This window comes from Pseudomonas sp. Sample_10, assembly GCF_004321495.1.
In the GTDB taxonomy this organism is placed as follows: Bacteria; Pseudomonadota; Gammaproteobacteria; order Pseudomonadales; family Pseudomonadaceae; genus Aquipseudomonas.
In genome coordinates this window covers 36,297-48,388 of record NZ_RCOE01000084.1, presented here as the reverse complement: position 1 = coordinate 48,388, position 12,092 = coordinate 36,297, and the positions used below count along the sequence as shown (strand labels likewise).

Here is a 12,092-nt window from a genome sequence, read left to right as displayed (position 1 = left end):
GTGGCCCGGCTTCGATCAGGGTGATGTGCATGTTTTCCGGTTTGATCCGGTCCAGACCATAGGCTGCCAGCTCATGTGCCGCGTTGTGCAGTTCGGCGGCCAGTTCGACCCCGGTGGCGCCGGCGCCGACGATGGCCACGCTGATCTGCTCGACTTTGTCGGTCTGCCCGGCATGGGCGCGCAGGTAGTGGTTGAGCAATTGCTGGTGGAAGCGTTCGGCTTGTTTGCGGGTATCGAGGAACAGGCAGTGCTGGGCCGCGCCCAAGGTGCCGAAGTCGTTGGTGGTGCTGCCGACGGAGATCACCAGCGAGTCGTAAGGTACTTCGCGGGCGGGCACCAGTTCCAGCCCGGCTTCGTCATAGGTGGCAGCCAGCTGGATTTTCTTGTTCGCACGATCGAGCCCGCTCATGCGCCCCAACTGAAACTCGAAGTGGTTCCATTTGGCTTGGGCAACATAGTTGAGTTCATCTTCGGAGGAGTTCAGCGACCCGGCCGCCACTTCGTGCAACAACGGTTTCCAGATGTGGGTCAGGTTCGCGTCGACCAGCATCACGCTGGCCGTACCGCGCTTACCCAGAGTCTTACCCAGACGGGTAGCCAACTCCAGACCGCCGGCGCCGCCGCCGACAATGACAATACGATGGGACATGGGGATAACTCGCAAGGCTAAAGGAAATCGGTGCAATTACCCGTGCGAGCGCGAGGCAGCTCATAGCGTCAGGTAACTGATAAGTCGGCTCAACAGGCCCAAACCAATGGTCACTGCCAGCACCAGCACAAGGAGCATCCACGGCCGGAAAGGTCGGCGCTCGACTTGGTGCTGGGACAGTTGCAGGTACTCTTCGACATGCTTTTGGTCGTCGGGGTTCAGGCGGCTGGTCATAAAGGCCTCGTCAGGTAGACGTTGCTGAGTGTGTAGAAGCTACAGGCTGATTTAACGAACGTTGAACGGAGCATAGCCGGTGTCCGGAACAGGCTCGACGCTCAGCGTATCGTCCAGACGGATGATGCCACTTTGTAACACTCGGGCAGTGATCCCGCCATGTCCGCGTACGGCCTGAAATGTCCCTGGGCCGAGGTTGTTTTGCAGGCGAGCGCACGGTTGGCACCAGCCGGTGGTTTCGAAAATCGCCTGGCCGATACGGAAGCGCCGGCCCTTGAGACTGAACAGGTTGATCCCGCTGATAACGAGATTGCGCCGCAGATCCTCAGGCTTGACCGGTCGATCATCCGGGCGGCCCATCAATGAGCTGATCACAGCCAGATGCTCCCACTGAATCAGCGTCACCTGCCGCGCATTGCGCACACCGGGACGTGCGCGATCACCGGTCAACCCGGCCTCGAGCCGGGCTTCCACGGCATCCAGCTCGATCATTGGCACGTGCGGTGCGGGGCGCACGCCGATCCAGCGAACGCGGCCGGTTTGCGGGACTTGGGCAATCAGTTCCTGCAATGGACTCACAGGCTGATCCCTACATCGAACACGATGCTGCGTCCCAGGTTGCTGCGCAGAAAGTCCGGTGCATCGGGATGGGCGAACAGCACACGGGCGAATGTAGGCCCCACCAGCGACAGCGAGCGCCAACCCTGGCGCAGGTACTCGGTGGGCGGCGGGAAATGGCTGTTGAGGTCCAGCACCTCGCGCTTGAGGCTGGCGAAGGCAATGATGTCCAGTTCGCCCAGGTCCATGCCGCGTTCTTTGTAGTTATGCGCCTTTTTGCGCAAGGTCGGCGCCAGCCGCAGCAGGAACTCGTTGGCCGGGATGCGTCGTGGCTTGGCCTCGCGACGCACCAGTTGGCTCAGGGAAAACGCACTGCGTCGACGTTGCAGTTCATCGCGCCACTCATCATTGAGGCGCCGGCCCTCATCGAGCACGAAGAACACTTCGAAACTGGCATCGCGAAACAACACATCCGGCGGTTCCCCGGCCGGGGCGAATTCGTCGGCGCGATAGGGAATGTTCAGCCCTTGCAGCAGGCGTTGGCAGACCCAACGCTCACGCTCCCATTTGCGGGCATTGGACAGGAACGCGTTGGCTTGCTCGGCCGCGATGGTCAGCAGGCGTAAGTAATCTGAGTCATCCATAGGCCCAAGCTTAGCGTCCAAATGTGTTCGCAAAGAAGACAATTTGTCGCAGAGGGCCGATTCCTCACGTTCCCATGCCCGTTTCAGGGCGCTGCACAAAACGGATAGTGATCTGCGCGCACTGGATATTGCCGCGTATCCGCTGGCTCTACCCTCGGCTGTACGGACGTAAGCCGTGTTACCGACGCTCTAAAAAAACAACAACAAGAGATATATGCCATGCGCAAGATCGACGTACATGAGGTTATCGACAACGCTCGTTTCAACCGCTTTCACTGGATGGTGCTGTTCTGGTGTGCGCTGATCATCATCTTCGACGGCTACGATTTGGTGATCTACGGCGTGGTCTTGCCAATGCTGATGAAAGAGTGGGGGCTCAGTCCCCTGCAGGCCGGTGCTCTGGGCAGCTATGCCCTGTTCGGCATGATGTTCGGCGCGCTGTTTTTTGGCCCGTTGTCTGACCGGATCGGCCGCAAGAAAGCCATCACTCTCTGCGTAATACTCTTCAGTGGCTTCACCGTGCTCAACGGTTTTGCACGAAACCCCACCGAGTTCGGCATTTGCCGCTTCATTGCCGGGCTCGGCATTGGCGGCGTGATGCCCAATGTCGTGGCGCTGATGAACGAATACGCGCCAAAAAAAATCCGCAGCACGCTGGTAGCGATCATGTTCAGTGGTTACTCGGTGGGCGGCATGTTGTCCGCTGGGCTGGGCATTGTGCTGATCCCGAGTTTCGGCTGGCAGTCGGTGTTTTACGTAGCGATCCTGCCGTTGCTGTTGTTGCCGCTGATCATGTATTTCCTGCCGGAGTCGGTGGGCTTCATGTTGCGTCATGGGCGAAATGAAGAGGCGCGCAACGTTCTGCAACGCATTGATCCCGCTTACGTCGCGCAAACGTCTGATCAATTGCACATGGCTGAAGTCAAGGGCACGGGCACTCGGGTGTTGCAGCTGTTCCGCGAGGGCCGTGCGTTGCGTACGCTGATGCTGTGGCTGGCGTTCTTCTGCTGCCTGTTGATGGTCTACGCGTTGAGTTCCTGGTTGCCGAAGCTGATGGCGAATGCCGGTTACAGTCTGGGTTCGAGTTTGTCGTTCCTGCTGGTATTGAATTTCGGGGCGATTTTCGGCGCTGTGGGCGGCGGGGTATTGGGCGACAAACTCAATCTGCCGAAAGTGCTGGCGGGGTTTTTTGCCATGGCGGCGGTGTCGATCACCCTGTTGGGCTTTAACAGCCCGATGCCGGTGTTGTACCTGCTGATCGCCATTGCCGGCGCCACTACCATCGGTTCGCAGATTCTGTTGTACGCCTGCGCCGCGCAGTTTTACTCCATGACCATTCGATCCACCGGCCTGGGCTGGGCTTCGGGCATCGGACGCAACGGCGCCATTGTCGGTCCGCTGCTGGGCGGTGCCTTGCTCGGGATCAGCCTGCCCCTGCAACTGAACTTCATGGCGTTTGCCGTGCCCGGTGCGGTGGCGGCCCTGGCCATGACCGTGTTCGCCATCAGCAGCCGACGCAGCGCCTTGAGCGTCAGCCCGGCGCTGCCAGCGACCGGTGCCTGAGTCATGAAACGGTTTTTCCAGGACTTCTCGCTATCAGCGGCCGTGGCTGGATTCATCGCCACGGTGATTTCCTACGCCGGGCCGCTGGTGATCATCTTTCAGGCGGCTGAAGCGGCAGATCTTTCTCGGCAAGTGTTGTCGTCCTGGATCTGGGCGATCTCCATCGGCAGCGCTGTGCTCGGAATCGGTTTGAGCCTGCGCTACCGCGTCCCGGTGATCATCGCCTGGTCGGCGCCGGGCTCGGCGTTGCTGGTGGCGCTGTTGCCGGAAATTTCCATGGCGCAGGCGGTCGGCGCTTATCTGGTGAGCAGCCTGATCATTTTCCTGGTCGGCATTTCCGGAGCTTTTGACCGGATCATCAGCAAGCTTCCCGCCGCCATTGCCGCGGCGATGCTGGCGGGGATCCTGTTCAGTTTCGGTACCGGGTTGTTTGTGTCGATGCAGCACAAGCCGTTGCTGGTGCTGACCATGTTTGCCAGCTACCTGGTGTGCAAGCGGGTGATGCCGCGTTATGCGGTGATGATGGTGTTGCTGGTGGGCTGTTCGATTGCCGCATTCACTGGCGATTTGCATCGTGAAGCGTTGGTGATCGGCCTGGCCACGCCGGTGTGGATCACGCCCGAGTTCAGCCTGGGTGCAATCCTGAACATCGCCTTGCCGCTGGTGATGGTGGCGCTGACCGGTCAGTTCGTGCCCGGTATGGCGGTGCTGCGCGCCAGCGGTTATCCGACGCCGGCCAGCCCGATCATCGCCAGCAGTGCGCTGGGCACGGCGCTGCTGGCGCCGTTCGGTTGCCATGGGCTGAATCTGGCGGCGATCACCGCCGCGATCTGCACCGGTCGCGAAGCCCACGAAGACCCACGCAAACGCTATGTAGCCGGGGTTGTTGGCGGCCTCTGCTACCTGCTGCTCGGGATCTTCGGTGCCACGCTGGTTTCGCTGTTTTCGGCGTTCCCCAAAGAGTTGATCGCGGCGCTGGCCGGGTTGGCGTTGTTCGCCGCCATTGCCTCGGCATTGGCGGGTGCGATGGCTGTGCCGAGCGATCGTGAAGCCGCGCTGGTGACCTTTCTGATCACGGCCTCGGGCATGTCTTTGTTTGGCTTGTCCGCGGCGTTTTGGGGATTGATTTTCGGCATGGTCACCCATGCGCTGTTGAACGTCCGTCGCGAATCCGCTGCAACTGAAGCTCTTCAACCTGTCGATCAAAAACAATAAGAGAAAGACAATGAAACAGAGTCTCCCAACAACCGGTTCAGCGTTGTCCCTGGCTGTCGTCTCGGGTTTTTCCACGGGCGCAATGGCCGCAGAAAAAGGCTTTATCGAAGACACCACAGCGACGTTGCAGGCGCGCAACTATTACTTCAGCCGTGACTATTCCGACATCGTCGGCGCCAACCGGCAATCGAAGGCCGAGGAGTGGGCGCAAGGCTTCATTCTCAATGTGAAATCCGGTTACACCCAGGGTACCGTCGGCTTCGGTGTGGACGTCATTGGCCTGCTCGGCCTCAAGCTCGACAGTGCCCCTGACCGGACCAATACCGGTTTGTTGCCGGTGCAGGACGACGGCCGTGCGGCGGACAACTACAGCCGTCTGGAGGGCGCATTGAAAATGCGCTACTCCAGAACCGAGCTGAAAGTCGGTGAGCTGCAACCCAATCTGCCGGTATTGGTGTTCAGCGATATTCGCCTGCTGCCTCCGAGTTACCAGGGCGCAAGCATCACTTCCAACGAGATCAATGGCCTGACCCTGCAAGGTGGTCATTTGCGTTCAACCAGCCTGCGCAACGAGGCTGGCGATGAAAAGATGCAAGCCATGCTTGGCCACGTTCCGCAGCGTCAGGCCAGCAGTGACGGGTTCAATTTTGCCGGTGCTGATTACGCCTTCAACGAAAAGCGCACCTCGGTCAGCGCCTGGTACGGTCAGCTGGAAGACATCTACAACCAGCGCTTCCTCGGTCTGAAGCACAGTGAGCCTTTGGGCGACTGGATTCTCGGCGCCAATCTCGGTTACTTCGATTCGCGCGAGGACGGCAAAAAGTTACTGGGCAACATCGACAACCAGGCGCTCTTCTCGTTGCTGTCGGCCAAGCGTGGTGGCCATACGTTTTACGTCGGCTATCAGGGCATGTTCGGCGACAGCGCGTTCCCACGGGTGTTTGCCAACATCTCGCCGCTGGGCAACGAAGTGCCGACCTACGAGTTCGCCTACACCGATGAACGTTCCTGGCAGGCGCGCTATGACTATGATTTCGCGGCGCTCGGAGTTCCGGGGCTGACCAGTACCGTGCGCTACATCAGTGGTAACAATGTCGATACCGGGCAAGGCTTCGAAGGCAAGGATCGCGAGCGAGACCTGGACATCGGCTATGTGCTGCAGAGCGGCAGTCTCAAGGGTTTGGGCATACGCGTGCGCAATGCCATGGCGCGATCCAACTACCGCAGCGATATCGATGAGAACCGCTTGATCTTCAGTTACACCTGGACCTTGTTATGAAGCGCTGATCACAGATTGCTGGTGCAATCACCCATGACGTCGTAGGTCACGCGATGGGTCTGGCCCTGATGATCGATGTACACCATGGTCGCCGGTACAACCCCGCAGGCGGTCGCTGTGTCGGACACCGAAACCACCTTGGCGATGTCCAGTGGCTGCGCCGGGTTGTACATCACCGCGGCAGGTTGGTTGTCGGCAGCCATGGCCGAGGTGGCGATGACGGTCAGCAACAGGCTGATCAACGTTTTCATGCTGGCGTGCTCCGGTTCGGTTTCATGGGTAAATTTTAGTCTTCGCCAGCGTCCGATAAAGGGGCGAATGCCGGATGCAGTCTTGCGTAAAACGTAACAATCACGGCCTGCTCTGTGCAGCGTTGGCGAAATTGTTCGCCGGGTGGGAGGCGGTCATCGACGATCTCCAGCATTGGGCATGAGATCGAAAGGGGCGGTGTAGACTGGAGGCCTGTCCGCCTACGGCAAGAAAAGGGAGTGCGCTTCGTCATGATCGGTGCCGAGTTACTGTCTTGCGCAACCCTCACCGTGGGTTGGTTGATCTACGTACCGGTTTTGATTTGGGCTGCTGCGCGTGCGCCTTGGGTCGAACTGTTCACCGACAGTCGTCGCCAGCATTTGCTGTTCGGGACGGTGTTCGCGTTGTTTCTGTTGTGGTTGGTACGGCGCGATTTCGATACCGGCGTGTCTTACCACTTCATCGGCATGACGGCGGTGACCCTGCTGCTGGACTGGCCGCTGGCACTCGTCGGCGGGTTGGTGGCGCAGATGGGGCTGGTGCTGCTGGGGCGTCAGGACCTGGCCGCTGTCGGGGTCAACGGCGCCTTGTTGATCGCCTTGCCGGTGCTGGTGACCGAATGCTGTGCAATCCTTGTGGAGCGCGCGCAGCCGCGTAACCCCTTCGTGTACATCTTCGTTTCCGGATTTTTTGCGGCGGCTCTGTCGGCGTTACTGTGCCTGCTGCTGGCGCTTTGGTTGCTGTGGTTCGACGAACGTTTCGCCATGCCGTACTGGCTGGAAGATTTCGTCGGTTACCTGTGGCTGATCATTTTTCCGGAGGCGTTCATCAACGGCATGGTGGTCAGCGCGTTGGTGGTGTTCTGTCCCGAGTGGCTGGAGACCTTCAACCGCACGCGCTATCTGTCGGCGCCGTGGAAGGACGACGATCCCAAGTCTTGATGAGCCCGGGATCGTCGTTGCGACGGCTCAGTGGCGCGGATCGAAATCGCCGCTGAACAGTTCGTCCTCGGCATCGGGGGCGACCGGAATTTTATGCTCTTCCGACGCCCAGGCGCCGAGGTCGATGAGTTTGCAACGGTCCGAGCAGAACGGCCGGAATTTACTCTCTGCACTCCATTCCACAGGGGCGCCGCAGGTCGGGCATTCGACGGTTGGGGTTTGGCTCATGACTGGCCTCCACGCAAAGTTAGGTAAAAGTGATGCAGGCGTTCGACCTCGCTGTGCAGCCAGGCGAGGTCGCGGTCATTGACCACCACATCGTCGGCATGGCTGATGCGATCCTGACGGCTGGACTGCGCCTTGAGAATCGCCTGGATCTGCTGTTCGCTGGTCTTGTCGCGCTGCAAGGTGCGTTCGATCTGTAGCTGTTCAGGGGCATCGATGACCAGCACCCTTTGGGTCATCGCGTATTGGCCGGACTCGATCAGCAGTGGTGATACCAGGATCGCGTAAGGTGATTTTGCCAGTGCCAGGTGATGGGCGATTTCTTCACCGATCAGCGGATGCAGCAAGGCTTCCAGCCAGCGACGTTCATCCGGGACTTCGAAGATCAGATTGCGCAACGCGGCGCGATCCAGTTGGCCATCGGCCTGCAATACGCCGGGGCCGAAGTGTTCGGCGATTTTCGCCAGCGCTGGCCGGCCCGGTTCCACCACCCAGCGTGCGGCGTGATCGGCATCGACCGCGTGCACACCCAGGTCGATGAAATGCTGGGCAGCCGCGCTTTTGCCGCTGCCAATGCCGCCGGTCAGGCCGAGAATCCAGGGTTTTTCCACAGGGGTATTCATTTCAAACCGACAAACTGCCAATAGAAGTCGGTTATTTGACCACCCCAGAGCAAGGCAATCCAGCCGGCAATTGCCAGATAGGGGCCAAAGGGGATCGGCGTCGACGTTCTGGCGTTGCGCACACGCAGGTAAATCACGCCAACAACAGCGCCCACCAGGGACGACAACAGGATCGTCAGCGGCAGAATCTGCCAGCCGCCCCAGGCGCCAAACATCGCCAGCAGCTTGAAATCTCCATGACCCATGCCGTCCTTGCCAGTGAGCAGCTTGAACAGCCAGAACACCGACCAGAGCGCCATGTAACCGGCAATCGCGCCCCACAACGCATCAGGCAACGGCACGAACAGAGCGAAACTGTTGACGATCAACCCCAGCCACAGCAAGGGCAGTACCAGCACATCCGGCAACAGTTGGTGCTCGGCGTCGATCAGGCTCATGGCCAACAGGCCCCAGCTGAGGGCTAATGCCATGCACGCTTGCCAGCCGAAACCGAAATGCCAGGCAATGAATGCCGACCCGAGGCCGCAGGCCAGTTCGATCAGCGGATAACGCTTGCTGATCGGTGCTGCACAGCCAGAGCAGCGCCCGCGCAGGAACAGGAAACTGAGCAGTGGAATGTTTTCCCACGGGCGAATCCGGTGGCCGCACTGTGGGCAATGGGAGTGCGGCAGCATCAGGTTGAACGTCGGCAGCGGCGATTCGCCGGGCAGGCCGAGGATTTCATGGGCCTGCACGCGCCATTCGCGCTCGAGCATTTTCGGCAGGCGCCACACCAGTACGTTGAGAAAGCTGCCGACCAGCAGGCCGATCACCCCGGCGATCACTACGAACGCCAGCGGGTGTTGAATCAATATTTCGCTCAAGGGCATGTCAGATCGCTGAACCGAGTTGGAAGATGGGCAGGTACATGGCAACCACCAATCCCCCGACGATAACACCCAGCACCACCATGATGAACGGTTCCATCAGGCTGGTGAGGTTATCGACCATGTTGTCGACCTCGTCTTCGTAGAACCCGGCGACTTTGTCGAGCATGTCATCCAGTGCACCGGACTCCTCGCCGATGGCGGTCATCTGCACCGCCATGTTTGGAAAAATGCCGGATGTACGCATGGAGAAATTCAGCTGCATGCCCGTCGACACGTCTTGCTTGATGCGCAGTACCGCACGCTTGAACACGATGTTGCCGGTGGCCCCGGCCACCGACTCCAGGGCTTCCACCAACGGTACGCCGGCGGCGAAAGTGGTCGACAGCGTGCGGGCAAAACGTGCCACGGCGGACTTGTACATCAACGTGCCCACCAGCGGCAGCTTCAGCAGCCAGGCGTCCGTGCGATCGCGAAAGCCCTGTGACGTCCTGAAGGCGTGGCGCACTCCAAAAATCGCCGCAATCAGCGCGCCGAGCATGACCCACCACCAGTCCTGCATGAACCGTGAAAGGCCGATGACCATGACGGTGAACGCTGGCAGTTCGGCACCGAAGCCTTCGAACACCGACTGGAACTGTGGCACCACCTTGACCAGCAAAATGCCGGTCACGATGATCGCGACGAACACCACCACCAGCGGGTAGGTCATGGCTTTCTTGATCTTGGCCTTGAGACTTTCGCTCTTTTCCTTGTAGGTCGCTACCCGTTCCAGCAGCGTATCCAGCGCGCCGGCCTGCTCACCGGCGTCCACCAGGTTGCAGTACAGCTCATCGAAGTATTGCGGTTTTTTGCGCAAGGCGGCGGCGAAGCTGTTACCCGCCGCGACTTCCTGTTTCACCTCGTCCACCAGCTTGCGCATCATCGGGTTGTCGAAGCCTTCGCCGATGATGTCGAACGATTGCAGAAGCGGTACACCGGCTTTCATCATGGTCGCCATTTGCCGGGTGAAGAGGGCAATGTCGTGGGCCTTGATGCGTTTGCCCATGTCGAAAATCGACGTGGTTTTCTTGCGTACCTTGCCCGGGTTGATGCCTTGCTTGCGCAGTTGGGCCTTGACCAGCGCCGGGTTCTGCCCACTCAGCTCACCGCTGATTTTAGTGCCTTTGCGGTCTGTGCCTTCCCAGGCATACACGCTGATTTTCGCTGCCTTGACCGCCATGTTCAGTCCTTGGTGACCCGGTTGATTTCTTCCAGGCTGGTGATGCCCTGCATGGCCTTGAGCAGCCCTGAGGTGCGCAGGTCGTTGAAACCATCCTTGCGCATCTGGTCATCGATTTGCAGTGCGTTGCCTTCGGCCATGATCAGCCGTTGCAGGTCCGGCGTGTTCTTCACCACTTCATAAATCCCCACTCGCCCTTTGTAACCGCCATTGCAGTGATCGCAACCGACCGGTCCATAGATCGTGAAGGTGCCGATGCGTTCCTCAGGAAAGCCTTCCTTGATTAACGCTTCGCGGGGAATTTCCAGCGGAACGCGGCAATGGCTGCACAACTTGCGCGCCAGGCGCTGGGCAATGATCAGGCTGACGGAGGTGGCGATATTGAAACCCTGGATGCCCATGTTGTGCAGACGGGTCAGGGTTTGCGCGGCGCTGTTGGTGTGCAGGGTCGACAGCACCAGGTGCCCGGTCTGCGCAGCCTTGATGGCGATTTCGGCGGTTTCGAGGTCGCGAATTTCGCCGACCATGATCACGTCCGGGTCCTGCCGCAGGAATGAACGCAGCGCCTGGGCGAAATCCATGCCCTGTTTCGGGTTGACGTTGACCTGGTTGATGCCTTCCATGTTGATTTCGACCGGGTCTTCGGCGGTTGAAATATTGATATCCACGGTATTGAGAATGTTCAGCCCTGTGTAGAGCGAAACCGTTTTGCCCGAACCCGTGGGGCCGGTCACCAGAATCATTCCCTGCGGCTGTTTCAGCGCAGCCATGTACAGGTCTTTCTGGTCCGGCTCGTAACCGAGGGCGTCGATGCCCATTTGCGCGCTGGTGGGGTCGAGAATCCGGATGACCACTTTCTCGCCCCACAGTGTCGGCAGGGTATTGACCCGGAAGTCGATGGATTTGCTTTTGGACAGACGCATCTTGATCCGGCCGTCCTGGGGTCTGCGGCGTTCGGAGATGTCGAGGCTGGCCATGACCTTCAATCGTGCGGCGATGCGGTTGGCCAATTGGAACGGCGGCCGGGCGACTTCATGCAACACGCCATCGGTGCGCATCCGCACGCGGTAGTTCTTTTCGTAGGGCTCGAAGTGCAGGTCTGAAGAACCGCTCCTGATCGCATCGAGCAGCATTTTATGGACGAAACGCACCACCGGTGCGTCATCGGCCTCCTGACCGCCGATAGCGTCCTGGCGTTTGTCGTCGGTGGTCTCGATGTCGAGGCCATCGAGGTCTACATCGGCGATGTCTTCCAGGCCAGAGCCATGGCTGTCGAAGAACTTCTCGATGGCATCGCTGAGTTTGTCGTCTTCGACCAGGATCGCTTCGGTCGTGAGCCCGGTGCTGAACTGGATGTCATTGATGGCTTGATGGTTGGTCGGGTCGGAAACGCCGACGAATAACTTGTTGCCACGGCGCCAGAGGGGCAGGGCGTGATGCTGGCGGACCAGTTTCTCGCTGACCAGGCCTTTGGGCTGAATATCCTTGTCCAGGGTATGCAGGTCGAGCAGGGCCATGCCGAAATGTTCCGAGGCGATCTCGGCAACCTGGCGGCTTTTAACCAGCTTGTTCTGGACCAGGTAGGTCACCAGGGAAATACGGTTGCGTTGGGCTTGTTGATACGCCTGTTGCGCGCTTTTGTCAGTGAGCAGCTCGGCCAGGACCAATTGCTTGGCCAGACCGCTGAGGGCGATGTCATTCATTGGGATACCGGACGCAGACATTTAATGACTTATAGCCTAGTCAAGCAACGGAACCAAACCAGCAGCGCCGAGGTGACAAAAAGTGTCAGATAGTGCGGATCCTGGGAGTAGGAAAGGTCTT

The 12,092-nt window shown here is 59.5% G+C and carries 14 protein-coding genes; 4 read left to right on the top strand and 10 right to left on the bottom strand.

Features of this window, described 5'->3' with window-relative positions:
- From D8U18_RS08145 to D8U18_RS08130, 4 genes are all read right to left on the bottom strand, one after another.
- A partial coding sequence (locus tag D8U18_RS08145) for an FAD-dependent oxidoreductase (protein ID WP_177435003.1) occupies nt 1-649 on the bottom strand: 649 nt, incomplete at its 3' end.
- A gap of 60 nt (nt 650-709) precedes the next feature.
- The gene (locus tag D8U18_RS08140) at nt 710-883 is read right to left on the bottom strand and encodes a DUF3094 domain-containing protein (protein WP_007970531.1); all 174 of its coding nucleotides are present in this window, start codon (nt 881-883) and stop codon (nt 710-712) included.
- Nucleotides 884-934: 51 nt separating this feature from the next.
- Nucleotides 935-1,462: an MOSC domain-containing protein gene (locus D8U18_RS08135; RefSeq protein WP_056855645.1), complete on the bottom strand. Its 528-nt coding sequence runs from the start codon at nt 1,460-1,462 to the stop codon at nt 935-937.
- A complete protein-coding gene (locus D8U18_RS08130) occupies nt 1,459-2,085 on the bottom strand; it encodes a DUF1780 domain-containing protein (protein ID WP_007970534.1) in 627 nt (208 codons plus the stop codon). The genes D8U18_RS08135 and D8U18_RS08130 overlap by 4 nt, the downstream gene beginning before the upstream one ends.
- 219 nt (nt 2,086-2,304) lie before the next feature.
- Here D8U18_RS08130 and D8U18_RS08125 point away from each other — a divergent pair, with 219 nt between their 5' ends.
- From D8U18_RS08125 to D8U18_RS08115, 3 genes are read left to right on the top strand one after another with little or no spacing between them, the layout of a single operon-like run.
- On the top strand, nt 2,305-3,648 hold the full coding sequence (locus D8U18_RS08125) for an aromatic acid/H+ symport family MFS transporter (protein ID WP_131107423.1): 1,344 nt from the start codon (nt 2,305-2,307) through the stop codon (nt 3,646-3,648).
- 3 nt (nt 3,649-3,651) lie between these two features.
- Nucleotides 3,652-4,863: a benzoate/H(+) symporter BenE family transporter gene (locus tag D8U18_RS08120; protein ID WP_131107422.1), complete on the top strand. Its 1,212-nt coding sequence runs from the start codon at nt 3,652-3,654 to the stop codon at nt 4,861-4,863.
- A 10-nt stretch (nt 4,864-4,873) separates the two neighbouring features.
- Nucleotides 4,874-6,142, top strand: a complete 1,269-nt coding sequence (locus D8U18_RS08115; RefSeq protein ID WP_131107421.1) for an OprD family porin — start codon at nt 4,874-4,876, stop codon at nt 6,140-6,142.
- Nucleotides 6,143-6,150: 8 nt separating this feature from the next.
- Here D8U18_RS08115 and D8U18_RS08110 read toward each other — a convergent pair whose 3' ends face one another.
- Nucleotides 6,151-6,393, bottom strand: coding sequence for a DUF2790 domain-containing protein (locus tag D8U18_RS08110; RefSeq protein WP_056855641.1), 243 nt, complete (start codon nt 6,391-6,393; stop codon nt 6,151-6,153).
- Nucleotides 6,394-6,642: 249 nt separating this feature from the next.
- Between D8U18_RS08110 and D8U18_RS08105 the strand changes: the two genes are divergently transcribed.
- Nucleotides 6,643-7,332 (top strand): energy-coupling factor ABC transporter permease, encoded by a 690-nt coding sequence (locus D8U18_RS08105; RefSeq protein ID WP_056855640.1) that lies wholly within the window; start codon nt 6,643-6,645, stop codon nt 7,330-7,332.
- A gap of 27 nt (nt 7,333-7,359) precedes the next feature.
- On the opposite strand, the gene yacG is transcribed toward D8U18_RS08105, so the two are convergent.
- Genes yacG through pilB form a run of 5 tightly spaced genes read right to left on the bottom strand, consistent with a single transcriptional unit; the run spans nt 7,360 to nt 11,971 of the window.
- Nucleotides 7,360-7,560, bottom strand: a complete 201-nt coding sequence (yacG, locus tag D8U18_RS08100; protein ID WP_056855639.1) for a DNA gyrase inhibitor YacG — start codon at nt 7,558-7,560, stop codon at nt 7,360-7,362.
- On the bottom strand, nt 7,557-8,180 hold the full coding sequence (coaE, locus tag D8U18_RS08095) for a dephospho-CoA kinase (RefSeq protein WP_131107420.1): 624 nt from the start codon (nt 8,178-8,180) through the stop codon (nt 7,557-7,559). The genes yacG and coaE overlap by 4 nt, the downstream gene beginning before the upstream one ends.
- The gene (locus tag D8U18_RS08090) at nt 8,177-9,049 is read right to left on the bottom strand and encodes an A24 family peptidase (RefSeq protein ID WP_056855637.1); all 873 of its coding nucleotides are present in this window, start codon (nt 9,047-9,049) and stop codon (nt 8,177-8,179) included. The genes coaE and D8U18_RS08090 overlap by 4 nt, the downstream gene beginning before the upstream one ends.
- A gap of 1 nt (nt 9,050) precedes the next feature.
- Nucleotides 9,051-10,268 (bottom strand): type II secretion system F family protein, encoded by a 1,218-nt coding sequence (locus tag D8U18_RS08085; RefSeq protein ID WP_056855636.1) that lies wholly within the window; start codon nt 10,266-10,268, stop codon nt 9,051-9,053.
- A 2-nt stretch (nt 10,269-10,270) separates the two neighbouring features.
- Complete coding sequence (pilB, locus tag D8U18_RS08080) at nt 10,271-11,971, bottom strand: type IV-A pilus assembly ATPase PilB (RefSeq protein ID WP_056855635.1); 1,701 nt, start codon at nt 11,969-11,971, stop codon at nt 10,271-10,273.
- Nucleotides 11,972-12,092 lie beyond the last annotated feature (121 nt).